Genomic DNA, 25,918 nt, shown 5'->3' with positions numbered 1-25,918 from the left:
CGCAGGGGAAAGTCCTGCGCAATTGTCAGACCAGCAGGTTATCCGCAGGAGCTTGCTGGCTTAGTGCCGCGACATCCGGGTCGTTGATCGAGTAGGCATGAATGTAATCGATTTTCATTTCGGATCCATTTGGCAGCCCATTTGCAGGCGTCCCCGCTATGCCGCCTACGGCAAGGTTGACGATCATATACATGGGATCATGCATGTCGGCTGGCGTGTCGATCTGTGCTATCGCGACGTCGTCGAAATACCAGGTAATATGGTCTGCCTCCCAGAGAAGCCCGTATTTGTGGAATCCCTCAGTGCTTGAGACGTTGACGTTGTTGATGCTGGAGGTTTGCTGGCCGGTTGCGTTCGAGTGCGCCGAAAGGATCAGCGAGTTTGGATTCTGACCACGCATCTCGATGACATCGAGCTCCGGCGGCCATGTTCCATCCGTCGGCAGCAGCCAGAAGGCTGGCCAGGTGCCCTGGTCGCTGGGCATATCGGCGCGAATTTCGAAGTAGCCATAGGTCTGGGAAAAGGATGCATGCGTGGTCAGCATACCGGACGTATAGTCATAGCCATTGACGGCGTCCGAGATCGAATCCGGGGTAGGGGCAGCCTTGATGGTCAGTACGCCGTTCTGTACGGAGAACGGATTGACTGACGAGGTGGGCTGATAGGCAGGGTTTATGTACCACTGTTGTTCGGAGTTGGAATGAAGGCTACCGCCCTCGTTTCCGGCCCACCAGAACTTCGGTTCCCATACGCCGGTCTGGCCGTTGCGCAGCGACAGGGAGTTGAACTCATCCGAAAAAGTTGAGGTGAGTTGAGACCGATCGAGCGATAGCCGAAACTGATCAGCGTTCAGGTCGTCCGCCGTCGTGTTTGCCAGCACGACACTTTCGCCATTGTCGAAGTTCAGCCACAGATCAGCGCCCTTCTGGGTGGACGCAGATATCAGATTGTCAAACGACGTGACGCCATAACCATCGAGCCGAATGATGTCGTCTGAACCGAAATCCGTGACGAGATCCGTACCGTTACCCTTGGCGAAGACAAACGTGTCTGCCCCGCCCGCGCCGGTCAGCACGTCATTGCCCGCGCCGCCGTCTATCGTCTGCTTGCCGGACCCGCCGCTGATGATGTTGTCGATGGAATTTCCGAAGGCGTTTCGCCCGTCACCGGTGACGATGAGGTTCTCAAAATTGTCGGGAAGCGTGTAGCCCATCCATGTGTTGATGGTATCGACACCTTCGCCAGCCGACTCGACGGCGCGATTGATGGTCGAATATAGATAGTAAATGTCATCTCCGGTGCCGCCGCGCATAGTGACATTGACGCTGCTGTCACCCCACATGGAGTCGTTTTTGGCGGTTCCATAGAGGTTTGGTCCGGAGCCTGTTGCGGAGAAAAACCCGGTGGACGTATCGCTGTAATAAAGCGGTTTGCCGAGTGCATTCAAGATTGATCTGGCCATCGAATTTCCCCCGTTGACACTGCCATCCAAGACATTTGCTGGTGCCAATACTGTACCAGCGAAGCCCGTGATGTTTGTGTCGAAAATGAGATAAATGGGGTCGCGGCACCTGTGAAAAATCAAGGGTTAGAGCCGTGGTCAAACATTAGCCAACGGATGGTGTGGACAGTAACCACAGGCCGAAAACCGTATAGATGACCATGGCGACCGCAAGAAAAATCTGTGACCGTGCGGCCGCTTTTGAGCTGCGAAAGACGTCCGCGGCGATCGCGTGTGCGACGACAATGCCAGCGACATGTCCCATCACGATGATGAGTGTTTGTGCAGTCCAGATGATGCGAACACCTTCCAGATTCTGCAGGAAGGACGCGGTCACATGCATGTCGACGGTGCCGAAGAGGTCCCAGCCAAGCGCAAAGGGATCTGAGATCACGACCATCAGATACTGGCCGTTGATCAGGAGTTGCGTGAGATAATGCGCGCAGTGGAACGCAATGGAAATAGGCACGATGGAATAAACGAGGCGACCGGCAAGGTGCTGGAGCTCACTCCAACCCTTGCCCGCAAGGTACAAGCCGGCAGCGACGCTGAGGTAGAAGACCAGCATCAACACGATGGGAGTGATGAGCAGGCCAAATGAATTGGCAATCATCACGCCGCTTCGTCCGGGGAATTCAAGCGGGTTGACATCGATGAAACCGAGCCAGGTGAATGTCTCGGAAAATCCGTCGAATGTTGCGGTGCCAAGTGTGAGCAGAATGAAAATCGTGCCGGACAGCGGAAGCGTTTCGGCACTGAGACATCTGGCGCCGGGCCAACCGATCGAGTAGCTTTTGCGGTGCCCATCAGTCGTGATGCTAAAGACTGAGAACAAGCCAATCATCCGAAAGAAGATGGAAAACGGCTCGCCGACGCGCATCCATGCGCGCTCACCGAAAACGATCATCGCTGCAAAGTTTATCGCCCAGTAGCTCGAAACCGCCATTGCCAGCCGGGTCGGGTCCTCCGGCGCAATCGAGACGAGCTCGAACCATGCAAAACCCGAGAACTGGAGAATGGCGGGAACGTAGCCGATGGCCGATGGCAACGCCATGATCGGCTCGCGGCCCACCGCTGTTCCCGACACCCTGCGGAGTGCCGAAAGGACACCGGTCCACGGGTTGAGCCATGGCCAGAGATTGCCGAGGATTGCCTGCAGCATCGTCAACCCGACCCAGCCCACCGTCCAGATCAAAAGCGGCAACGGGTTGCTCAAGGGATCATCGACCGAGAGAAATCCGGCCACCACGCTCACCCCAAGAATGGCGAATGATAAAAGGCTGAGAGGCGCCTTTGGGACACTGAGGGCTTGCGCCACCGAGAATGTCTTTCGCGGCAGCTCGGCAAACCAGCGTGTCGGAGCGACCGTCAAAAGCAGGAAGGAGAGGAGGACCGCAAGTCCTCCACCGGTGAGATAGAACTGTGTTGGAAGGAGCATGATCAATCCACGCTCTGCGCCGTGGGCAAAGGCCTGCGTGCTACCTGCAGATGTTGCGATAAGCAACGTCAAGTATCCAAAATTGCGACGCGTGAAGCAAGGTCGCTGAAATGTCGCTTTTATGGGAAAATTTAGTGGCGTTTGCGACGTTTTCTCTCCCATTTTTGCCTGTACCCTCCAAAATTCAACAAAGAAAGCAGATCAAAAATCTTTCTATATTGAAAATTCTATAATTGTAATTTCGAGAGATGTTCGCGATCTCAATTTTAAATCACATGGTCAAAGATTTGGCCTGTAGACCAGGCTCCAATATTTTTTCGTTTTCTGTTGTTCACGTATTTACGCAAAGATCAATGCACGGCATAAAACGCCCTCTGGATTCTGACTGGCGCAGTTGGTGTCAAGGGTGCTGTGCAGCATATTTGGGCATGATGTCCATGAGTGGGGGATGAGATGGCTGATGAGACGATGACACGCAAGACTGGGCTCACGCGCCGATCGACGCTTCTGACATTGGGAGCAGCTGCGGGGGCGGGGATTGCAAGCAGTGTGGCGCCGGGCTTCGTGCGCTACTCTCAGGCCCAGACATCGCAACCCGTCAAGCTTGGACTGCAACTGCACAGGACCGGCATCGGTGCTTCTTACGGACGCTGGTACGAGCGCGTCGCCAAGGCCGCCGCCAAAATCATCAATGACGAAGGCGGCATCAATGGCCGTCCGCTGGAAATCATCGTGGAAGACGATGGGACCGATGCCAAGCGCGGTGCAGAGGTGGTGGAGAAATTCGCTGCCCAGCACAAGGTGGATGCCATCTTCGGCACGCTTTTTTCGCATGTCGTCATTGGGTCTGCCCCACGCGCGGGCGAGCTGAAAATGCCCTATGTGGTTGTTTCCGAGGGCTTCCATGTAGCCTCTGGAAAGCTGAACCGCTATTGCTTCCAGCCCTGCATCACCGATGTACGCAGCCAGGTCACCGCCATGGCGCCCTGGATTTCGCAAAATCTCGGCAAGAAGGCGACGATGATATTCCCGGATTACGCATTTGGGCATGACCACCGCGATTACTTTTCTGCGGCCTTGAAAGCCCAGGGCGGTGAGGTTCTGGAACTCATAGCCATTCCACCGACAGAAACATCCTTTACCCGTTATCTGCCGCGCATTCCCTCCGACACGGAGGTTCTCTATCACGTGATGGTCGGACCATCGGTTCTGACTTTTGTTACGGAGCTTGGTCAGTTCTACGGCTCGCAGCGCCCGCAGATTTTCGGGTTCATCGATAGTCTCGAGGCCGTTGATCTTGCGACACCACAGCTTTCCTACCTTGACGGGACATATTTCTGGGAAGGAATGCCGCGCTACGCCCAGAAAGATCAGAGCCAGTGGGACAAGATCTATCGCGCCGCCGTTGGAATTGATGAGAACGGCGCCAGTGCTGCCGATCCCAAGGATATCTCGACCTATTCGCATATGTTCGGCGTTTGGGAGAGCCTGTTCGTCATCAAACAGGCAATGGAAAAGGCCGGTTATCGAGGCCCGCAGGACACACCAGCCTTTATCGAGGCCATGGAATCCCTTGAAACATTTGCGGAAGGCCGCGATCATCCGCAAGGCGACAAGCGGTTCAACGGCAAGAACCACCAATGCTATGGTCACCAGTATATTTCCAAGGTCACCGATGGAAAGCTGGGCGTTGTCCACAAGACATCCATTGAGGATGGTGCATATGAGGTCACCGCGGATTATACGAAGATGTCGCTTTGACGTGACGACGCATGAGGCGCGGGGGTCTGATCCCAGCGCCTGAGAATATTGAAGGGAAAACGCGTGGCATTTGGCCCGTTCCTGTTACTTGCCACGCTAGAAGGGCTCTTGCAGGCGGCGGTCCTGACCTTGACCGCGCTCGGCCTGTCCCTGGTTTTCGGCGTGATGCGTGTCGTCAACGTCGCGCATGGCGAATTCTATATGCTGGGTGCGGTTCTGGCATGGTGGATTACCACCATGATCGGCCTTCATCCCGCCGCCGGTTTCTTTTTGGCATTGCTGGTTAGCCCGCTCATCGTCGGTGTTGTTGCTTTTGCGGCAGAGCGGCTGGTGCTGCGCAGGCTCTCCTATGATCCGGAGTCGACCATCGTTGCCACAATCGGCATGCTTTACATCATCCAGCAAACCGTTCTTCTGACCTATGGGCCGGACGCAAGGCCGGTTGCCGCACCCTTCTATTACCGTCTACAACTGCCCTGGTTCGGCTACTCTGCCTATAATCTCTTCGTCATTGTCGCTGCGGGCGTTCTGCTGACTGCCGTATGGTATGTTCTAACCCGGACACGCATCGGCCTCATCATGCGCGCCACCCAATATGACCGGGAAACGGCGCAGAGCTTCGGCATTCCAATCGATCGGGTCTATGGTTTTGTCTTTGCCGCAGGTGCCATGCTTGCAGCCATCGCAGCGGTGCTTATCGTGCCGATCCGTCAGGCCCATTATCTCATGGGGCTCGATCCGCTGCTGCTCTCATTCATCGTCGTCATCATTGGCGGGCTGGGCAGTATACGCGGAACTGTGGTGGCCGCTCTGGTCATTGGTTTGAGCGACGGCATCATCTCCGTTTTCTTCTCGCCGACCCTTGCAAAGATGATCTCGACGCTCCTCGTCGCACTCGTTCTGGTATTCAAACCCGAAGGCCTTTTTGGAGCAAGGCAGCGATGAAAACAGCAACGCGCTCCCGTATCTTCGCCTTGCACTGCCTCGTGCTCGCCCTGTTCTTCAGCCTGCAATATGTGCTTCCTGATTATCACCAGCTCGCGATGACGCGCATCATGGTGCTTGCGATTTTTGCCATGGGATACAATTTGCTGTTCGGCTACACCGGGCTCTTAAGCCTCGGCCACGCCCTGTTTTTCTCGAGCGGCCTCTATGGTGCCGGCCTGGCAGCCTATCATCTCGACTGGAGCGTTCCTGCCGCCTTTGCTGCCGGGATTGGTGTCGGCTTCTTCGTGTCGCTGGTCATCGGACTGATCTGCTTGCGAACGACCGGTGTCGCCTTCATGATCGTGACGCTGATGTTCTCGCAGGTGGCCTATCTCGGCAGTCTCTATTTCTCGGAATGGACACGTGGTGAGGAGGGGCTGATGTTGCCGCAGGCTGCGCGCGGCTTCGAGCTTTTCGGATATGTCGTCGATCTCACGGATGCCATTACGCGCTACAACATCGCATTTGTGCTCATGTCCCTGACCCTGTTGATGACATATCTCGTTGTTTCGAGCCCGGCGGGCCGGGTGCTGGTTGCGGTGCGCGAGAACGAGCCACGTGCGATCATGCTGGGTTACAACACATTCCGGCTGAAACTCATCGCGTTGACAATGTCCGGCACGCTTTGCGCCATGGCAGGCGCGACCTATGCGCTGCTGTTTGCCTATGTCGGATCGTCTTTCGGCTCGATCCAATACTCGATCGAAGCGCTGCTCTTCACCCTTCTGGGCGGTGCGGGAACGTTGCTCGGGCCCATTCTCGGCACCGTCTCGATGTTCTACATCATCGATATCGCAAGTGAACTCACCTCCGCCTACATGCTGGTCGCGGGTGTTGCCCTGGTCTTGCTTGTTCTTTTCTTTCCGAAAGGTATTCTCGGCTCGATCCGCGAAAGGTGGCTGCCATGGCTTCCGTGACGCTGCTGTCCACAAAGGGCTTGAGCCGCCATTTCGGCGGGCTCAGAGCGGTCGATGGCGTGGACTTCGAGATATCGGCCGGGGAAATTCATGCGCTGATTGGCCCCAATGGTGCGGGCAAGACTACATTCGTCTCACTTCTGTCCGGTCGGATAGAACCGACCGCCGGAAGCATCAGCTTCATGGGAGAGGACATCACCGCCGATGCCGCCTATCAGCGTGTGCGCAAGGGCATCGCCTATACGTTTCAGATCACCAGTATATTTCCGCGGCTCAGCGTGTTCGATAACGTCGCGCTTGCGGCCCAGAATACATTGCAACGACGGGCGGGCTGGCTCGGATGGAAATCTGTTGATCTCGCCCGCCATGCCCTGTCGGCGCTGGAGAAGGTTGGCCTGGCGGACCGGGCGGATGTCAAGGCGGGCACGCTGGCCTATGGCCACCAAAGGCTGCTTGAGGTTGCGATGGGTCTGGCACTGGCGCCGAAACTCATGATCCTCGACGAGCCGACCCAAGGGCTTTCGGACGGCGAGATCGATCGCTTCTGCCATCTTGTCGAAGCCATATCGAAGGATACGACGATCTTGCTGATCGAACACAATATGGCTGTTGTCATGCGGCTCGCGCAACGCATCACGGTGCTGAACGGTGGGCGGCTTTTGGCGACGGGTGCGCCCGAGGATATTCGCGCCAACGCGGAGGTCCAGGCCGCCTATCTCGGAGGAAGCTGAAATGCTTTCCGTTCGCAATCTTGAGGTCTATCATGGCGATGTCCGTAGCTTGAAGGATGTCTCGTTCGACATTTCGCCTGGCGAAGTGCTGTGCCTTCTGGGGCGAAACGGAGCGGGCAAGACGACGAGCTTGCGTGCAATCATGGGGCTTGCGCCGGTTCGCAGCGGTTCGGTTGTTTTCGATGGTGTCGAACTGACCTCTCTGCCGCCCCATGCAATTCCAAAAACAGGTATTGGATACGTGCCGCAGGGCAGGCGCCTGTTTGCAGAGATGACCGTGCGGGAGAATCTTGAGATAGGTCTGATGGCGCGCAATACGGATCGCGCCATTCTGGACAGCATCTTTTCGCTTTTCCCCGTTCTGAAATCGCGACTTCAGCAGGTCTCGGGCACGCTGTCCGGTGGCGAGCAGCAGATGCTGGCAATGGCCCGCGCCCTTTGCCTGGATCCGGCATTGATCCTGATGGATGAACCCACCGAGGGCCTCATGCCGTCGATGATCGCAACGATACGGGACGTCATCCTGGAACTAAGGGCGCGTGGCAAGGCGGTATTGCTGGTGGAGCAGCGCATGGAAGCCGTCTTGTCCGTTGCCGACAGGGTGTGTTTCGTAGAAAACGGCGAAACGAAAGCCACCATGGCGACGGACGTCCTGCGCGTCGATCCCGATCTCGTCAAAGCCTATGTTGGAATCGTCTGATCGGCTTAGACAGGCAGCCTTATCGTCATTTCCGGCAGATCGCCCCATCTTGCCTTCACCACGGATTGACGTGACAGGCGGATCAGGCCGCACAGGCTGCCGGTTGTCACGACCTGCCCGCGCTTCAATCCGCCAAGATGGTCGATAGGCAGGTTGGCATAGGTAACCAGCGGAGTGAGCGGGTTGCTCTGCGGATGTCTCGGTGTGGCAGCAAAAAGAACCTCGCCATCACCTTCAAGAACAAGCGCAGCAAGCGTTGGGTCTTCGTTGGTCAGGCGCTGGGCGAGCGCAATATCGATTTCTGGTCCCAGGACAAAGGAGTGATTGCCGAGGCGGTCTGCCAGAAACAGCGGCAGCGGCGCCTTGTTTTCTTCGACGAGGCGGTAGCTGCACAGTTCTGCGCCCATATGGACCGACGCGACACGCGGCAGGACATCTTCCACTGTGTACTCCCTTCCCGTTTCCGGTGCAGGCAGATCATCGGACAGCACAAAGCAGACTTCGATTTCGATTGCCACGGCCCCAGGCTTGGGAATCTCGAAGGAGGTTTCCGTCTTCATGTCGTAAAGATCCAGAAGAGGAGCCGCGATGGCACGTCCGTTGTTGATACCAAGCTTCCAGCCCGCGACTTCCTTGCCGATAGAAGCGGCTGCAATTGCCTGCACGGCCATGCCGGTTTCAATGCTGGATGGAAGCAGGCCAGCATTCTCAAGCTGGGAGACGCCAAGCGATGACTGCCGATTTTCAGCCTGGGCGAGAACAGCGCCAAGTCTTATATTCGCCTCTGTCATCGTGGTCATGTAAAGCCTCCCGTAACGTCACGTCCTTCCAATTTCATTACAGTCATTTACGATGCTGGCAAGTGAAGCGCATATTGCACTTGTGGAAATACATGGTCTTCAACACATATTCATCGATGCCGATCTCATTCACCTGTTTATCGGCTCTGGCCCTTCGTAACGGGCGCGTGGGCGAATGAGCCTGTTGTCTGAAAACTGTTCGAAAGCGTGCGCAAGCCACCCAACAGTCCGGCCGATGGCAAAAAGGCTGAGGGCTGCGCCCGGCGGAAGGTTGAGTTCACGCCGCAGGCTGACCAGCGCCACATCTATTGTCGGCAATTTTCCGGTTGTATCGGCGACGGTGTCGATCAGTGCCTGACGTGTGGGATGGGGTTTAAGGCGGGCCAGAAGTGTTGCAGCTCTCGGGTCGCCCTCAGGATAAAGCGGATGGTCGAAGCCAGGCAGACCGTCTCCTCTGCGCAGCCGGGTTTCCACCACCGTTTCAGGGTCGGCTGCTGCTTCAATTTCATCGAACAGAAGTTCGACGAGACTGGTCATGCCACCATGCAAAGGTCCGCTCAGCGCAGACAGTCCGGCGTCGATACAGGCCCCAAGGGAAGCGCCGGTTGACGCGACGACGCGGGTGGCAAAGGCGGATGCATTTAATTCATGATCCGCCAGCAATACCAGCGCAGACCGCAGAATATCCGCTCTGGCTTCATCAATTTTCCAGGCTCTGGCGAGGTGGAGGTGAGCGGGCAGGCTGCTGGGCTGGCTATTGCTCGCCGCTGCCGTCATGCTGCGTAAAAGCGTGGCTGCACCCGGCCATAGCCTGCGCTTGTTCCTTTGCCAAGCCGTCATCCGGCCAGCGTCGACAAAGCAGAGCAGCGCTTTGCACCGTTCCGTCATCGGCAGATCCGTTGTCAAGCCAAGGAGGGACGCGTCCCACGCCGGCTCTGCTGCGTCCGTGAAAGGATTTTCGTCGCCACAGTTCCAGAGCAGTCGTGCGACATCCTCAAGCGTCTTGCTCTCGGCAAGCGTCACTGCATCGTGGCCGCGATAGAATAGGTGGCCGTTATGGATGAGGGTCAGGTTGGAGGGCAGCACCGGCAGACCCCAGTCGAGTGTCGATGCGGCGACGTCTTTCGGTCTTTTGCCAAGCGATTTGTTCTTCTTCAACTGGTCGATGTCGTGACTGTTATACAAGCGGCGTCTTGGATCGTCAGGTGCCTCGATAGTGCGAATGAGGCCCCGGCTGACATAGGCATAAAGGCTGGCGCGGTTGATGCCCAGTAGGTCTGAGGCCGTCGCCGCATCGATGAAAGGGTCCTGCACGAAATTTTCTCTACATTGATCGGTTGAATCAAGATTGATTATATTGATTCAATCATGATGTCTGTGGGTGTCAACCCATGAGGCTCACCATGACCATTTCATCACACATTGCTCCTGCTCCCGAAACCACGAGCCCAGGCTTGGAAAACACCGTTGCTGCCGAAACGATTCTCAGCCATGTCGATGGCGCAGCGGGCCGGCTGATTGTCCGGGGATATGATCTCGACCAGATCTCAAGCTGGAGCTTCGAGGCACTCCTTGTCCTGCTTTGGAAAGATCTTGCGCCCGGCCAAGTCACCGAAGCCGATGTGCAATCTGCATTGGGGCAAGCCCGCGCTGCCGCGTTCCATCTCGTTGAACGTCTGCTGCCGACCATACCTCACCTTTCACAGGTGGAAGCCCTTCGCTTCCTGCTGGCGGCGCTGGCAGACTCACAAACGGTTCCACATCATGTCATGGCCATTGCTGCCGTCCCGGTCTTTGCAGCAGCCATTGCACGAAATGCAGCGGGTTCTGCGCCTGTCGCTCCCGATGCTTCACTGAGTCATGCCGAGGACTTTCTATTCATGCTCCACGGCACGCGTCCTTCGGAAGAAAATGTGAGGGCGCTGAACACCTACCTCGTCACGGTGGCGGACCATGGTCTGAATGCCTCCACTTTTGCGGCGCGCGTCATTGCATCCACCAAGGCGGGCATGTTTTCGTCCGTCATCGGCGCATTATGCGCACTCAAAGGACCGCTTCACGGCGGTGCACCGGGCCCGGTTCTGGATATGCTGGATGCAATCGGCAGCGAAGATAACATCAATGCCTGGCTATCCGCCTCGCTTGCCCGTGGTGAGCGGCTGATGGGTTTCGGCCACCGCATTTACCGCGTTCGTGACCCCCGCGCCGATGTCTTGAAGCAGGCGGTCGGCCTCCTGCGCCATGGCGGTGGCCGAATTGGTTTCGCAGAGGCTGTCGAAGCCGAAGCGCTTGCGCTGCTGGCCGAAAAGAAGCCTCTGCGTCCCTTGCAGACCAATGTCGAGTTCTACACGGCGCTTGTGCTGGAAGCTGTCGGTTTCCCGCGAGAGAGCTTTACCAATGTCTTTGCTGCTGGCCGGATGGGCGGCTGGACGGCACATGTTCTGGAGCAGGAGCGTCTCGGCAAGCTCATCCGTCCACAGTCGCGCTATGTCGGCCCGCAGCCTTCGCAGATGTGATGCCTGACGCTTCGAGCGTCGATCGTCATGCCGAAAGATCGCACCGTGGCCTGTTGACGGTGTGGTCAGATGCCGATGAATTTTCGCAAAAGAGCCAGCAGTTGCTCCCTTTCGGCTTCCGATAGCGCTGCTCCCACGCCTTGCTCATAGGCAAAGAACCATTCCGAAGCGGCTTCCGCTTCGGTCTTGCCCTTGCTGGTCAGGGTCAGTTCGACCGCGCGTCTGTCTTCGTCCGGTATGTTGCGCGAGAGCAGGTCCCGGTCCTCAAGCGCGCGGATGAGTTTCGTCATATGCGCCCGCTTTATCATGAGGCTTTGGCCCAGAATGCTTTGGCGGATGCCCGGATTGTTGCGAATAACCCAGAGGACTGAGAACTCCCCCGGCTTGAGGCCGCGCCCTCCCACCTCTGAAAAGAAGTTCTCGAACACCTTCAACTGGGCCAGTCTCAGCATGAAACCCGGCGCTTCGTTGAGGCCGCCCAGATCCACCTTTTCATGGCCGTGAACCAGCATATCCATGTCTCATCCTAAATATCGGTGCGCTGCAGATTTTTCCAGCCACGTCCCAACACATCAAGCGTCCGTTGTAGCACTCTTATCTGATGCGTTTGCACGAATGGAAGAGCGGCAGTCGCTTATCTGCGCGCCGATACTTGTTCAATTCGCTCTCACGTTTCCGCTGAGCCCTGCGTTTTTCTGCGGCGGTTGCGCTGTCTTTCGTGGGGAAACGCAAGTGTGATGTCGAGCGCCTCGTATTGATTGTTTACTTAGAGATTGTTTCCTTGTAAACAAAATTTAGAGGAGGCTGACATTCGTCCTCCTTGATATCGCGCGATTGACGTCTGGGAGGAGTCATGAACGAAAGCGAAATTCGACTTGGCACTTTTCCGTCGCCCGGCGCTTATTCGTCGGCCTCTGACGAGGTGAACTGCCCCTCGGCGTCACGACGGGTCGCACATTCCCTTTTCTGCGCCGAGGTTCTGGCGCGATGAGTGGCTTTGACCATCAAGTCGAGGCAACGCTGGCGCTCTTGCGCAACACTCCCGGCTGGCAGAAAATATGCGCCGCCAATCCCGATCTTGATGACTTCACTGTCAATTCCATTGTTTCCGAAGCGGCAACCTTCGCCGAAACCGTCCTCGCACCGCTGAACGCGATTGGCGATCGGCAGGGCTGTCGCGTTGTTGACGGTCGTGTCATCACACCGGCGGGATTTGGCGATGCTTACAGACGTTTTTGCCAGGCGGGCTGGCTGGCGCTGGATGTGCCAGAGCGCTTTGGCGGGCAGGGACTTCCTCACACATTGCAGGCGGCGTGCGCGGCGTTATTCGAGCGCGGATGTGTCGCCCTCATGATGCTGGCCGGCTCTTCAAGAGCGGCGACCTTTCTGCTGGCAGAGTCTGCGCAAACGAATGTCGCGGAAGAGTGGATCGCCAAACTCCTTGCCGGAGACTGGTCTGCGACCATTTGCATTTCAGAGCCGGATGCAGGTTCCGATGTGGGGCGCATTCGCACCCGCGCGATGACAGAAGGCTGCGAGTGGCGCGTTGACGGCACCAAGTGCTGGATTTCCTTCGGCGATCACGACATCACGGACCGCATTGGTCATTGTCTGCTTGCCCGGACCAGCGACGAAGCAGGGACCAGAGGGCTTAGCCTGTTTCTTGTGCCGGATCACCTTGACGGACATCGAAACGGTGTCTTGGTTGAGCGCATCGAAGAAAAGCTTGGACTTCACGGCTCGCCGACATGCGTTCTGCGTTTTGAAAAGTCGCGGGCAATTCTGCTTGGGCAGGAGGGGCGAGGGCTCCAGCACCTGTTTACAATGATAGAGCGGATGCGGCTTGTGACGGGTTGCCAGGGGCTTGGGATTGCCTCTGCGTCTGCAGACATTGCCGAAGCCTATGCGCAGGACAGGCGACAGGGTGGCTCACCCAGCGCGAGACCCGTGCCGATCTCTACGCATCCCGATGTGAAGCGACAACTCCGCATCTTGCGGCGGCAGACCGAAGTGCTGCGTGCAGCCACGCTGGAACTGGCGGCAACGCTTGATCTGGCGTCCCTCTCCACCGATGAGGACGACCGTTCCTTCCATCAGGATTTCGCGGCCTGGATGCTGCCACTGGTCAAGAACTTCGGAGCGGAAATCGGTTTCGATACGGCAAACCGGGCGATCCAGGTGCTCGGCGGTGCCGGTTACACGCGCGAATGGCCTCTTGAGCAATATCTGCGCGATAGCCGGGTGATGTCGATCTATGAAGGCACGACCGGAATGCAGGCGCTGGACTTTCTGACGCGACGGCTTTGGCGAGACGAAGGTCGTGGTCTGGCGGCGTTCGAAACACTTGTGATGCGCGACATTGCCGCCTCTCAAAACGCAGCGGCGAATGAGCGGGCGTTGAGCGCGCTCAGGTCCTTTCAGGATGCAAGTGAGCAAATGCGCCTTTTGTCAGCCCAGACTGAGGCGGCCTTGTTCAAGGCAGACGATTACATGCGCTGCGGCTGGGAGGCGGTTGCAGCATGGCTTTCACTGCGTTTGCCGAGGGGCGACGCCGAAACGGAACATGGCCAGTTCGAGGGCGCGGCTGCAGCGCCCCGGATGGCATGCTTTACAAATTAACGGGAGGACGACATGAAGAATTCAATGATCAGGCTCGGTGCGCTTGCCGGTGTGGCGTTCACGCTTGCCGCTTTTCCTGCCTTCGCCGATATCACGATTGGTGTGACGATACCCACCACAGGACCTGGTGCCGCGCTGGGTATCCCATTGAAAAACTCGGTAGACCTCTGGCCGACTGAAATTGCCGGCGAGAAAGTGAAGGTCATCGTGCTTGATGATGCGGGGGATCCTTCTTTGGCCACCACGAATGCGCGACGGTTCGCCAATGACGACAAGGCGGATGTGATTGTCGGTACAGCACTCGTGCCCGGGGCCATCGCGGTTGCTGGCGTCGCGGCCGAGGTGGGCGTTCCGCACCTTGCCCCATCGCCGCTGCCGCCGCCTGTGGCCAAGGGCTGGAGCTTCGTCCTGCCGCAAAATGCCGAGCTCGTGTCTCGCCACCTGTTTGCGAAGATGAAGGCAGATGGCGTGAAGACGCTGGGCTATATCGGCTTTTCTGACTCCTATGGCAATCAGTGGGTCGATCAGTTCAAGAAGCTGGGAGCGGAATACGGCCTGAAAATGGTGGCCGAGGAGCGGTTTGCGCGGCCTGATACGTCTGTTGCCGGGCAGGTGCTGAAAGTGGTTGCTGCAAGGCCAGACGCGGTTTTCATCGGTGCTTCCGGCACAGGTGCTGCGCTGCCGCAACTGGGTCTGCGTGAGCGTGGCTTTACGGGCCCCATCTATCAGACCATCGGCGCCGTCACCTTCGATTTCCTGCGCATCGCCGGAAAAAGCGCCAACAACACCGTTTTTGCTTCGGGCCCGGTAATGGTGGCAGAAGACCAGCCGGACTCATCGGAAACCAAGGCTGAGGGCCTTGCCTATGTAACCGCCTATGAAGGCAAATATGGCGCCGGCACCCGGACACAGTTCGGCTCACACATGCAGGATGCTATGATCATCCTCAAGAAGGCCGTCCCGGTGGCACTGGCAAAGGCAAAACCTGGCACCAAGGAGTTCAGGGATGCGCTGCGCGATGCCATCGAGAATGGCGGACCGTTCCCGGTAACCCATGGCGTTTTCCAATTCTCACCATCCGATCACTACGGCCTTGACGACAGGGGCATCGTGCTTCTGACCGCCAAGGACGGCAAGTTCAATTTGATTAAATAGTCGAGCTGACAAAAAGGCTGCGTTTCGCGCAAGAAACGCGGCCTTTTTCTTGTCTTGCCAGATCATGCATTCAACCGGGGAATTGGTGTGGACGCCACGATTGCAACTTTTCTAATTCAGGACGGCGTGACCAACGGCGCGATCTATGCGCTTTTGGGACTGGCGCTTGTTCTGGTTTTTGCGGTGACGCGCATCATTTTCATCCCGCAGGGAGAATTCGTCGCCTATGGCGCTCTCTCTCTGGCGCTTCTGGACGAGGGCAAGGTCCCGGGAACTGCGCCAATGTTGGTGGCCTTCGGCGCGGCAGCGTTGTTGCTTGACCTGTGGCAGATGCGTCGTGATTTCCAACTGTCATCGCTGGTTCGGGCTCTCGCGGCCAATGTCGCTGTCCCGGTTGCGATCTATGCACTTTTGGCGCTGACTGCACCGTTGGAATTGCCATCTCTGCTTCGTGCCGCGCTTGCCGTTCTGCTCATTGCGCCCATGGGTTATTATATCTACCGCATCGTCTACCGGCCTCTGGTTGACGCATCTGTGCTGGTTCTTTTGATTGCCTCGCTGGGTGTCCATCTCGTGATGATGGGGCTTGGACTTGTGTTCTTCGGACCGGAGGGACTGCGCGCGCGCCCGCTGTCGGAAGACAGCTTCATGCTGGGCCCCTTGAACGTAACGACACAAAGCCTGTGGATTTACGCGGTTACCATCATCATCATTGTCGGGCTCTACCTTTTCTTCGAGAAAACCCTGCTCGGTAAAGCGTTGCGGGCAACCGCCGTAAACCGGTTGGGTGCAAGGCTTGTTGGAGTGCGAACGCAATTGACGGGCGTCACCGCACTTGTCCTGGCGGCAATCATCGGCGCTGTTTCCGGCGTCCTGATCGCACCGGTCACCACGATCTATTACGACACAGGGTTCCTGATCGGGCTCAAAGGCTTTGTCGCGGCAATACTGGGTGGGCTGGGCAATTTTCCTGTTACTGCCATCGCCGCTATCGGCGTGGGGCTGGTCGAGGCATTCGCCTCGTTCTTTGCCAGCGCCTACAAGGAGGTCATCGTGTTCGGGCTGATTATACCTGTTCTGGTGTGGCTTTCATTCGGTGCCAGCCACCATGAGGAGGATTGATCAATGAGCAACCGCCTCCCTATACTCCCAATCATTGGCCTGCTTGTCGTGGCAGCCTTTCCGCTTTTGCCGGTGCCACCGTTCTGGCTCACTTTGGTCAACAACATCGGGCTTGCGTCGCTGGTGGCTATCGGCCTTGTGCTGCTGACCGGTGTCGGCGGGCTCACCTCTTTCGGTCAGGCCGCATTTTGCGGTTTCGGGGCCTATACAACTGCGGTCTTGACGACGGCCTATGGCGTGTCTCCGTGGCTTACCCTGCCGCTGTCCCTTCTCATGGGCGCGGTCATGGCGCTGCTGCTTGGCTTTATCACCGTGCGCCTTTCAGGCCATTTCCTGCCGCTCGGCACCATCGCCTGGGGTTTGGCGCTATACTACCTGTTCGGAAAGATCGAAATTCTGGGACAGTATGACGGCATCACCGCCATCCCGCCACTGTCGGTGGCCGGATATGCCTTCATCAGCAGCCAATCCATATTTTACGTCATCTGGGGCTTTGTCATTCTGACAGCGATCGGCGCGACGAACCTCCTGGACTCTCGCGTGGGACGCGCCATACGGGCGCTGCGTGGCGGTGCCCAGGCGGCAGAAGCCTTCGGCGTCAATATTGTCCGTGCAAAACTGACCGTTTTCGTTTTTGCCGGTGTTCTCGCAGCCCTCTCCGGTTGGCTCTATGCTCACATGCAGCGATCCGTCAATCCAACTCCATTCGGCTTGAGCATGGGCATTGAATATCTGCTGATGGCCGTTGTCGGCGGCGCGGGTCACGTCTGGGGCGCTGTCTTTGGCTCAGCGGTGCTGCTTGTTCTAAAGGAAGTTTTGCAGCGTTTCCTGCCCGATCTTGTCGGTACGACAACCAATGTCGAGATGGTCGTTTTCGGAATTCTGCTTGTCGTCATCCTCCAGGTGGCGCGTGAGGGTTTGTGGCCGCTTTTGACCCGCTGGGTTGGCGTCAAGGTTCGCGAGCGTCAAATATCGAAAAATGCGAGTGCTCTGGATCGCCGCGCCTTGCCGCAGCGAGGAGGGCCTCTGCTTTCCGTCGAGACTGCAAGGAAAGAATTTGGCGGATTGGTCGCGGTCAACGATGTCAGTTTTCGTGTCAGGGCGGGTGAGGTCGTCGGCCTGATTGGCCCCAACGGAGCCGGGAAAAGCACCACATTCAACCTCATCACCGGGCTTCTCGGCTTGACGAATGGCGCTGTGACCTATCAGGGGCAGGCGATTTCGGGGTTGAACCCGCGCGACATCGCACGTTTCGGCATTGCCCGTACCTTCCAGCATGCGAAAATCCTGCCTGACATGTCCGTGCTGGAAAACGTGGCTCTCGGCGCGCATCTGCGTGGGTCGGCAGGCGTGGTGCGCAGCATGCTGCGGCTGGAGCGTGCTGAAGAGGCCACGCTGCTTGCCGAGGCCGCAAGACAGGTCGAGCGGGTGGGTTTAGGTCCGCTGCTGCACAGACCCGCCGGGGATCTTGCCCTTGGTCAGATACGCATTCTGGAAATTGCGAGAGCTCTTGCTGCCGATCCGGCTCTGGTGCTGCTCGACGAGCCCGCAGCCGGCTTGCGGCACGCTGAAAAACAGGAGCTTTCCGCATTGCTGTCGAAACTGCGCGAGGAGGGCGTAAGCGTCTTGCTCGTTGAACACGATATGGGTTTTGTGATGGGACTGGTCGATCAACTTGTGGTCCTGGACTTCGGCACACTGATTGCAGATGGAAAACCGCAGGACGTGCGAAATCACCCGGCCGTCATCGCTGCCTATCTGGGAGGTTCGGCATGACCAGTTCTCTGTTGGACATGAAAGACATCCGCGTATCCTATGGTCACGCCGAGGTTGTACAGGGCGTTTCACTGACGATGACGAGCGGGAGTATCGTCACGGTGATCGGCGCCAATGGCGCAGGAAAGACGACCCTGCTCAACGCCGCCATGGGCGTCATCCCCAGCAGCGGCACCATCCTTTATGACGGAAAGCCGGTTCCTGGGTCAGTCGAGGCGCGCGTCGCATCGGGTTTTTGTCTGGTGCCGGAGCGTCGCGAACTTTTCTCTACAATGACTGTGGAGGACAATATCGAACTGGGCGGCTTTCTGCGCAGCCGGGCCGAGCGCGCCGAGACGAGTGCCGAACTTTACGAGCGTTTTCCAAGGCTTGCCGAACGCCGCAAACAGCTCGCCGGAACGCTTTCTGGCGGGGAGCGGCAGATGCTGGCGCTGGCCCGCGCCCTGATGAGCAGGCCGAGATTGCTCCTGCTGGATGAGCCAAGCCTTGGCCTCGCACCAAGGATCGTTGCCGATATCCTCAGGATTGTCTCAGAGTTGCGCGACAGCGGCGTTTCGATCTTGCTCGTGGAGCAGAATGCTCGCGCTGCACTGGAGATTGCCGACTTCGGCTACCTCATGGAGTTGGGTGAAGTAAAGCTGTCGGGCACCGCATCCGACTTGGCCAATAATCCGGCACTCATGGAAAGCTACCTTGGAACGGCAAATGCCGGGTGAACGGCATTTGTCATCAGCCATGATGCCGACGCGTCAGTGCTCTCAGGCGCTCACGCCCAATCGCGACCGTTTGAATGACTGGGCGGCTTGCGCTGCAACGCCAAGCGCCGCAAATGGCCTTCTCTTCACGTTTCGATATATTTCGTCATTTTAAATGACTTTCCATTCGTCGCTCCAGCGTTCATGAAGTACTCAGCAAATGTCGGGTATCTGCCCGATGCCAACTTATCTGAAGAACTGAGCACATGAAAAAACCGATCGCGCTGGAGAATATCTCCGAAAACACAGTGTTTCGAAAAGGCGATGTCTTTGTTCTGTTTGGCGAATTGTTCGGTCGCGGCTACGCAACCGGTCTTCTCGACCAGGCACGGAAAGCCGGAATGCAGATCGTGGGAATCACGGTCGGACGTCGTGATGAAAACAACGCGCTTCGTCCGCTGACTGCCGATGAGCTCTCCGAGGCAGAGCAGAGACTGGGCGGAGCCATCATCAATATCCCCGTGATGGCTGGTTTCGATCTCGATGCGCCAGCCGGTGGACCCACGCCGACGGATCTTCTTGCAGGTCTGACGCTGGAAAGCTGGGAACGCGAGAAGTTCGATTGGGATTACATCGATCAGTGTCAGGCTGTCGCAACGGACCGGTTCAAGTCCGCTGTCACCAAGGTCATGTCCGTTCTGGACGGGATGATTGAAGGCGGTCGCAATGTCTTCTTCGCCCACACCATGGCGGGCGGCATTCCCAAAGCGAAGGTTTTCCTCGTCGTTGCAAATCGCATCTACAAGGGCACCGGCGCACGCCATATGTCATCACAGGCGCTCATCGAGAGCGATATGGGGAAACTCATTCTCCGCAACTTCGATGAAGTTTCTGCAAACACGTTCCGCCACCTCATCGATTTGAGTGCCGGTATTCGTGAACGCGTGGAAGCCGCTGGTGGTCAGGTGCGCTATACGGCCTATGGCTACCACGGCACGGGCATTCTCATTGGCGGTGAATACCGCTGGCAGACTTACACCAACTATACGCAGGGCTATGCCAAGATGCGGCTGGAGGCGATTGCCGAGGACGCGTGGTCGAAGGGCGTTAAGGCGAGCGTCTATAACTGCCCTGAAATCCGGACGAACTCTTCCGATGTCTTCACCGGCATCGAGCTTCCACTCATCCCACTCCTTCTTGCCTTGAAAAAGGAAGGTGGCGGTGCCTGGGCCGATGCTCAGTGGAAGTCTTGCGAGGCTTTGCTTGGCGAAGGCCATACGCTGGATGAGGTCATGAAGAAGATCAGCACGCTGCAGGCCAGCGATGTCATGGTTCCGTTCTATGATTTCTCGGCATGGCCAATGCCGAACAGCCAGGCTCAGGCTGATCTTACCATCGGCACGTCCAATGAGATCACAGCCATGCATCGCGACAACAAGACCATGATCAGCGACCATCTGAGTGCGTTGGTGGTTGAGGCGACAGGTCGGCTTATCTTCGGTGCCTCGTCCAATCCTCAGGCTCCGGTGCAATGGCTCAACCATGATGTTGTCGCGCGTTGCCTCAACAGCGCCCATGCAGACATGCCGGCAGAAGGCGCCAATTCATCCTCTGCCCGGTTGCAGGTCGCCTGAAAAGATTTGCTGAAGTGAAAAGATGACTTTGGGAGTTGTTCGGCCTTTTAGGTCGTGCAGCTCCCAATTTGTTTTTTGCACTTGGTCAAATTCCAGGATGTTTTAGACTTTGTTTTCTATGTCGACTATTGGTTGGGCCGCTGTGCGCTTTAACTGAAGCTTTTAAAGTGTCAGTTAAGGCATCGACTTCTATGGTCTTGCAACTACGGAAAAAGGTTGCAGGCCAAAGATGGTCGATGATGCGGACAGGTTTGAGAGGGAGGCTGGCGAGCAAATTGCCGGTCAGGGTCGTCTTGTTTGGTATCATTCCCTTTTCTGGAAAATAAATGTCTTTCTCGTTTCCAGTGTCGTGCTGGCCTATGTCGTGGGCGCAACGATCGGCTGGGTCATGGTCGAGCGCGATTCTCTTGAGCAGTGGCGCAGGCAGGCGGCACAGAATGCTCAGGTCACCAGCTCTGCCATTCGTTCCATTTACACCTTCATAGCGATCGACAGCGCCGATGATGGCCAGATCACCAAGATCATCAGCGAGAGGCCCATCGGCGACGATGCGTCCATTCTGGACACGGGGTTCAACCCATCTGATGTGCTGGGCCTTGCGGCTTCGCAGACCAAGAACAACATCTGGCTGTTCCAAAAAACGCCCGGCCCTGAGGCCTTCACAAGCTCTGCAGAAGCGTTCGGTTCAAGCAATGGACTTGCACTGTCGCTTCCTGCCAGCGCAGATCCGTCTCTCTTCTTCGTTGGATTTGCTGATGTCGGTGACGTCACACATTTCGTCGCCTATGTTCCGGTGATCAATCTCATCGGTGAATTGCAAGGGGCCTTGGTCACGACAATTGGTGAGGCGGATGCCTTGCAGGAGAGCCAAAACAAGCTTCTGCGGAATTCCTTTTTGCTGCTGCTGACAATTCTCATCCTCACGGGTGTTACGGTCACGCTCATCATGCGCAAGGTCTTCAGGCCGGTCCCCGATCTCATTGGTGCGTTGAGCCGAATTGCGCGTGATGATACGCGCTCTGTCACGCCATTTCAGGATCGCCATGATGAAATCGGTCATTTTGCAGTCGCCATTGAGACGCTGCGAGAGGCTGTTGTCGAGCGCGAGCATCTGCGTCAGGTGCGGGACGTTGCAAAGCATATGGAACACCTGGCGCATCACGATGCCCTGACCGGATTGCCAAACAGGACTTTCTTCAACAAGAAGCTTGAGGAAATGATAGCGAAATCTCGGGAAACCAGCTTTCGCTTCAATCTTATGGTCCTGGATCTAGACCGTTTCAAATCCATCAATGATGGCCTGGGCCACGCGAGTGGAGACGCACTGCTCGTTTCCTTTGCGGAGCGTCTGCTTTTGCTGATGAAGCCGGGCGATATCGCGGCGCGATTGGGCGGGGATGAGTTCGCGATTCTGCAGATCGTTCGCAAGGATTCGTTGGTTGAAGCAAGCAAGCTTGCTTCGGCGATTATCCGATCCGTCGGCAGACCTTTCATCTTGCTGGGACGTGAGGTCACTGTCGGAACGAGTCTGGGCATCTGCACGGAAACATCATTTGATCTGGATATTTCGGAACCGTTGAAACGGGCGGATATTGCGCTTTACGCAGCTAAGTCCGAAGGGCGGGGAACATTCCGGTTTTTCAAACAGGGCATGGAGATGTCCGGCGAGCGTGGCCATGTTTTGCAGCATGATCTGGACGCAGCCTTGCGAGATGGGCAATTCGAACTGCACTATCAACCGATTTTCTCGGTTGATAGCCTCGCGCCTGCGGGTTTTGAAGCGCTGTTGAGATGGCGTCACCCGCAACTTGGCTGGGTTTCTCCGGCAGACTTCGTTCCTGTCGCCGAAAAAACCGGCCAGATCGTTCAGATTGGCGAATGGGTTTTGAACAAAGCCTGCTCAGATATTGCGCGGCTACCGACAGATACGTTTCTGGCGGTCAATGTTTCCCCCCTCCAACTGCAGCAGGGCGATTTTCCCAGGAAATTAAAATCCATTCTGACCACTCATGGGGTGCCGCCAAGCCGCCTTGAACTGGAATTGACCGAAAGCGAGAGAATTTGCGCTGGCGAATGCGAAGAAACCCTTGAAGCGCTTTATTCCATGGGTGTCGGCTTTGCACTGGATGATTTCGGGACGGGCTATTCGGGCATCAGTTACCTGCTTTCACTGCCCGTTACCAAGATCAAGATTGATCGCAGCTTCGTCATGGATGTGGAATATCGAGCCGACAGCCGGATCGTGATCCAAAATCTTCTGAGGCTTGCGAACGGACTAGGTCTGAAGACCACTGCTGAGGGTATCGAAACTGAAAACCAGCTCGAATTCCTGAAGGAATCAGGTTGCGGGTTGGCTCAGGGTTATCTCCTCGGTCGTCCGTCCAAAATAGAAGACATTCAGAATACTTATAGCAATCTTTATCCCCGGAAGGTGTCATAACGAGGAGCATTTAACGTGCATTATCTTCCACTTAGGCGTCTCAAATCAATTTCTTCGAATCTCGCATATGGCAGCTTGCTGTCCGCTTTTTTTCTCACCGCTTTTACGACGGTCTCATCTGCCCAAGATACGGACACGTTGGCCAAGATCGCCCGCACCAAAACGATAACCATTGGATATCGGGAAGACGAAGTTCCCTTCGCTTACAAGTCGTCTGACGGTTCGGCTGTCGGCTACTCGGTAGACCTGTGCAATCTGATAGCGGAGCACGTGCGCGCGCAACTCAAGCTCGATACGTTGAACACCAACTATGTCGTCGCTTCGCCAGCGACCCGCTTTCTGCTTGTGAAGTCAGGAAAGATCGATCTGGAATGCAGCGCTACCACCAACAACGCCGAGCGACGTGAGCAGGTGTCCTTTTCCTACCCACATTTCATCACGGCCACACGTTTCGTCGCGAAAAAGGCAAGCGGCCTGCAAAGCATCAAGGATCTTGCAGGCAGAACCGTGGCATCAACGACAGGCACTGTTAATGTCGAGCAACTGCAGGATCTCAATCGGGCGGACAAGCTCAATATTTCCGTTTTGCTTGCACGCCAGAATTCGGATGGTTTTGCTTTCGTGGAGAATGACAAGGCATCTGCATTCGTGATGGACGGCGTCCTCCTGGCGGCACAGGTGGCCTTCTCCAAAGCACCGGATGCTTACGTCATTTCAGCAGATACATTCGGGCCTCCAGAGCCTTATGGAATTCTGATGCGCAAGGACGATGCTGCGTTCAAATCAGTCGTCAATGACGCATTGAAGACCATATTCGTGAGCGGGCAGATCGATCAGATCTATGAAAAATGGTTCATGTCGCCCTTGCCGCAGGATGGTCGCAACTTCAATTTGCCGATGTCGGCAGAACTCAAGGCTGCCTTTCGCGAGCCTGCGGAGTATCTGCAATGAGACAGGCACTCTCCATATTTCTTATGGTCTGCGCCTTGGGCCTGGCTGTCTCAGTTGAGGCCATCGCTGCGGATTTCACGACGCCAACCTTGCAACGTATCAAGGAAACGGGGAAAATCAGGATCGGATATGGACAGACCGCGCCATTCTCCTTTCCCTCAGACAATGGCGAGGTGATGGGTTATTCGATTGATCTGTGTCGTCGCGTTGCGGAGAAATTGCGTGCGCGGTTGAACATGGATTCGATCGAGATCGAGTTTCTACCAAGAACCCCCAGCAATCGCATACAATTGTTGAAAGAGGGCACGATCGACATCGAGTGCAACTCCAGCACAAATACTGCCGAGCGGCGCAAAAGCGTCATCTTTGCCGTCAGCCACTTCTACGGTGCCACGCGCTATGTTTCGCTGGCGAAGAACAACCTCAAAACGCTTGCAGACTTGAAGGGCCGCTCTGTCAGTGTGGCGCTTGGAACTGTCAATGTCAGTGAGATCAACGAGGCAAATCGTTCCAAAAGGCTCAATATCTCGGTCGTGCCGGTAGAATCGCTACAGGCCGCCTTTGACATGGTAGCCGATGGTCAGGTCTCTGCCTTTGCGATGGATGAAGTCCTGCTGAGCACAATGATCGCGCGATCAGCACATCCGGACGACTACGCTATCTCGGATGAGTTCGTGACAGAGCTGCAGCCCATTGGTTTCATGATGCGACTGGGTGATACTGAATTCGCCGCTGCGGTCAACGAAGCCCTCGGTGAGATCTACAGAAGCCCGGAGATGGTTGATATCTACAACAAGTGGTTCGAGCAACCTGTTCCAGCGCTCGGAGTAAAGCTTGGAATTCCAATGAGCGACGTTCTCAAGCAGGCATTGGCAGATCCAAAGCCAATTGAGTAAGGGCGGGATTTACATGGTGATGCATTTGGGAAGCAGCCGAAGCGGCCTCCCAAATGCGGCGGCGTGAAACTCAGGCCTTTTCAAGCGCAATGGCGATGCCTTGACCAACGCCAATGCACATGGTGGCCAGAGCCTTGCTTTTGCCGGTCAGAGACAGCTCCAGAGCTGCGGTGCCTGCTATGCGGGCCCCGCTCATTCCAAGCGGATGACCAAGCGCGATTGCACCGCCATTGATGTTGGCGCGTGCGTCGTCGTCGGCAATACCGAGTTGGCGAAGCGTCGCCAACCCTTGCGAGGCGAAAGCTTCGTTCAACTCGATGATGTCGAGTGCGTCTGCGGTCCAACCCAGACGGTCCAGAAGTTTCTGCGAAGCCGGAGCAGGACCGATGCCCATGACGCGCGGTGGTACGCCAGCCGTCGCGCCGCCGGAAATTCTGGCAAGCGGCGTTAGGCCATATTTCTTCACCGCTGCTGCGGACGCAATGATCAGGGCGGCGGCACCGTCGTTTACTCCGGACGCATTACCCGCCGTAACCGTGGCTCCATCCATGCGGTTGACGGGCTTCAATTTCGCCAACGCCTCGACGCTGGTTTCGCGCGGATGCTCATCCTTTGAAACAATGACCGGCTCGCCTTTGCGCTGCGGAATGGTGACAGGGGTGATTTCCTTTGCCAATCGTCCATTGGCCTGCGCTGCGGCTGCCTTCTGCTGGCTCCTGACCGCAAAGGCATCCTGATCTTCACGGGAGACTGCGTAGTCAATGGCAACATTGTCACCCGTTTCCGGCATAGAATCGACGCCGTAGAGGGCCTTCATGGCCGGATTGACGAAGCGCCAACCGATCGTGGTGTCGTAAATTTCGGCATTCCGGGAAAAGGCGGTTTCTGCCTTCGGCATGACGAAGGGTGCCCGGCTCATGCTTTCCACGCCCCCGGCAATCATAAGCTCGGCTTCACCGGACTTGATGGCGCGGGCGGCGGTGATGACGGCGTCCATTCCAGAGCCGCAAAGCCGGTTCATCGTTGTGCCGGTGATGCCGACGGGAAGCCCGGCGAGTAGGAGGGACATGCGGGCCACATTTCGATTGTCCTCTCCCGCCTGGTTGGCACAACCGAAGATGACATCGTCGATGGCGTCCCAGTCGATGGAGGCGTTGCGTTCCATCAGCGCCTTTAGCGGAACCGCGCCGAGGTCATCCGCCCGAACGGAGGAGAGGGCGCCGCCGAAACGGCCGATGGGAGTGCGAATGTAGTCGCAGATAAAAACGTCGGTCATGTA

At 56.8% G+C, this 25,918-nt stretch carries 21 protein-coding genes; 15 read left to right on the top strand and 6 right to left on the bottom strand.

From position 1 onward, the window contains the following. Nucleotides 1–25 precede the first annotated feature (25 nt). Nucleotides 26–1,462 carry a family 16 glycosylhydrolase gene (locus tag ASF69_RS13275; protein WP_062588192.1) on the bottom strand — a complete coding sequence of 479 codons (1,437 nt, stop codon included), beginning with the start codon at nt 1,460–1,462 and terminating at the stop codon, nt 26–28. A 145-nt stretch (nt 1,463–1,607) separates the two neighbouring features. After that, on the bottom strand, nt 1,608–3,005 hold the full coding sequence (locus ASF69_RS13270) for a hypothetical protein (RefSeq protein ID WP_244475470.1): 1,398 nt from the start codon (nt 3,003–3,005) through the stop codon (nt 1,608–1,610). 387 nt (nt 3,006–3,392) lie between these two features. Here ASF69_RS13270 and ASF69_RS13265 point away from each other — a divergent pair, with 387 nt between their 5' ends. The 5 genes from ASF69_RS13265 (at nt 3,393) to ASF69_RS13245 (ending at nt 8,035) form a co-directional block, all read left to right on the top strand. Then, the gene (locus ASF69_RS13265) at nt 3,393–4,700 is read left to right on the top strand and encodes an ABC transporter substrate-binding protein (RefSeq protein WP_062588188.1); all 1,308 of its coding nucleotides are present in this window, start codon (nt 3,393–3,395) and stop codon (nt 4,698–4,700) included. A 63-nt stretch (nt 4,701–4,763) separates the two neighbouring features. Then, on the top strand, nt 4,764–5,645 hold the full coding sequence (locus ASF69_RS13260; RefSeq protein WP_062588186.1) for a branched-chain amino acid ABC transporter permease: 882 nt from the start codon (nt 4,764–4,766) through the stop codon (nt 5,643–5,645). Continuing rightward, on the top strand, nt 5,642–6,604 hold the full coding sequence (locus ASF69_RS13255) for a branched-chain amino acid ABC transporter permease (protein ID WP_062588184.1): 963 nt from the start codon (nt 5,642–5,644) through the stop codon (nt 6,602–6,604). The genes ASF69_RS13260 and ASF69_RS13255 overlap by 4 nt, the downstream gene beginning before the upstream one ends. After that, a complete protein-coding gene (locus tag ASF69_RS13250) occupies nt 6,592–7,335 on the top strand; it encodes an ABC transporter ATP-binding protein (protein WP_062588182.1) in 744 nt (247 codons plus the stop codon). The genes ASF69_RS13255 and ASF69_RS13250 overlap by 13 nt, the downstream gene beginning before the upstream one ends. 1 nt (nt 7,336) lies before the next feature. Beyond that, nucleotides 7,337–8,035, top strand: a complete 699-nt coding sequence (locus tag ASF69_RS13245; protein ID WP_062588180.1) for an ABC transporter ATP-binding protein — start codon at nt 7,337–7,339, stop codon at nt 8,033–8,035. Nucleotides 8,036–8,040: 5 nt separating this feature from the next. Here the strand turns inward: ASF69_RS13245 and ASF69_RS13240 are convergent, their stop codons facing one another. Together ASF69_RS13240 and ASF69_RS13235 are read right to left on the bottom strand one after the other, a co-directional pair. Beyond that, on the bottom strand, nt 8,041–8,835 hold the full coding sequence (locus ASF69_RS13240) for a hypothetical protein (protein WP_062588178.1): 795 nt from the start codon (nt 8,833–8,835) through the stop codon (nt 8,041–8,043). Between the two features lie 129 nt (nt 8,836–8,964). After that, entirely contained in the window at nt 8,965–10,149 is a 1,185-nt protein-coding gene (locus tag ASF69_RS13235) for a citrate synthase (protein ID WP_244475469.1), read from the bottom strand. A gap of 89 nt (nt 10,150–10,238) precedes the next feature. Between ASF69_RS13235 and ASF69_RS13230 the strand changes: the two genes are divergently transcribed. Continuing rightward, nucleotides 10,239–11,351, top strand: a complete 1,113-nt coding sequence (locus ASF69_RS13230) for a citrate synthase/methylcitrate synthase (protein WP_062588175.1) — start codon at nt 10,239–10,241, stop codon at nt 11,349–11,351. Between the two features lie 65 nt (nt 11,352–11,416). Here the strand turns inward: ASF69_RS13230 and ASF69_RS13225 are convergent, their stop codons facing one another. Continuing rightward, complete coding sequence (locus tag ASF69_RS13225; RefSeq protein ID WP_062588173.1) at nt 11,417–11,869, bottom strand: MarR family transcriptional regulator; 453 nt, start codon at nt 11,867–11,869, stop codon at nt 11,417–11,419. 469 nt (nt 11,870–12,338) lie between these two features. Here ASF69_RS13225 and ASF69_RS13220 point away from each other — a divergent pair, with 469 nt between their 5' ends. The 9 genes from ASF69_RS13220 to ASF69_RS13180 all read left to right on the top strand — a co-directional run bounded on the left by ASF69_RS13220 (nt 12,339) and on the right by ASF69_RS13180 (nt 24,639). Beyond that, entirely contained in the window at nt 12,339–13,970 is a 1,632-nt protein-coding gene (locus ASF69_RS13220) for an acyl-CoA dehydrogenase family protein (protein WP_062588172.1), read from the top strand. Nucleotides 13,971–13,982: 12 nt separating this feature from the next. Continuing rightward, nucleotides 13,983–15,125 (top strand): ABC transporter substrate-binding protein, encoded by a 1,143-nt coding sequence (locus tag ASF69_RS13215; RefSeq protein ID WP_062588169.1) that lies wholly within the window; start codon nt 13,983–13,985, stop codon nt 15,123–15,125. 87 nt (nt 15,126–15,212) lie between these two features. Beyond that, a complete protein-coding gene (locus ASF69_RS13210; RefSeq protein WP_062588432.1) occupies nt 15,213–16,247 on the top strand; it encodes a branched-chain amino acid ABC transporter permease in 1,035 nt (344 codons plus the stop codon). A gap of 3 nt (nt 16,248–16,250) precedes the next feature. Further along, on the top strand, nt 16,251–18,023 hold the full coding sequence (locus tag ASF69_RS13205) for a branched-chain amino acid ABC transporter ATP-binding protein/permease (RefSeq protein WP_062588167.1): 1,773 nt from the start codon (nt 16,251–16,253) through the stop codon (nt 18,021–18,023). Then, a complete protein-coding gene (locus ASF69_RS13200; protein WP_062588166.1) occupies nt 18,020–18,739 on the top strand; it encodes an ABC transporter ATP-binding protein in 720 nt (239 codons plus the stop codon). Before ASF69_RS13205 ends, ASF69_RS13200 begins: the two co-directional genes overlap by 4 nt. A gap of 245 nt (nt 18,740–18,984) precedes the next feature. Then, entirely contained in the window at nt 18,985–20,352 is a 1,368-nt protein-coding gene (locus tag ASF69_RS13195; protein ID WP_062588164.1) for a hypothetical protein, read from the top strand. Nucleotides 20,353–20,581: 229 nt separating this feature from the next. Beyond that, entirely contained in the window at nt 20,582–22,792 is a 2,211-nt protein-coding gene (locus tag ASF69_RS13190; RefSeq protein WP_062588162.1) for an EAL domain-containing protein, read from the top strand. Between the two features lie 138 nt (nt 22,793–22,930). Further along, nucleotides 22,931–23,743 carry an amino acid ABC transporter substrate-binding protein gene (locus ASF69_RS13185; RefSeq protein WP_244475468.1) on the top strand — a complete coding sequence of 271 codons (813 nt, stop codon included), beginning with the start codon at nt 22,931–22,933 and terminating at the stop codon, nt 23,741–23,743. After that, nucleotides 23,740–24,639, top strand: coding sequence for an amino acid ABC transporter substrate-binding protein (locus tag ASF69_RS13180; protein WP_200939079.1), 900 nt, complete (start codon nt 23,740–23,742; stop codon nt 24,637–24,639). Before ASF69_RS13185 ends, ASF69_RS13180 begins: the two co-directional genes overlap by 4 nt. A 70-nt stretch (nt 24,640–24,709) precedes the next feature. On the opposite strand, the gene pcaF is transcribed toward ASF69_RS13180, so the two are convergent. Next, nucleotides 24,710–25,915: a 3-oxoadipyl-CoA thiolase gene (gene pcaF, locus ASF69_RS13175; RefSeq protein WP_062588160.1), complete on the bottom strand. Its 1,206-nt coding sequence runs from the start codon at nt 25,913–25,915 to the stop codon at nt 24,710–24,712. Nucleotides 25,916–25,918: the final 3 nt, after the last annotated feature.

Origin of the sequence: Rhizobium sp. Leaf311, from assembly GCF_001423445.1 — a bacterium.
In the GTDB taxonomy this organism is placed as follows: domain Bacteria; phylum Pseudomonadota; class Alphaproteobacteria; order Rhizobiales; family Rhizobiaceae; genus Agrobacterium.
This window is presented reverse-complemented; position numbering and strand designations above follow the sequence as displayed.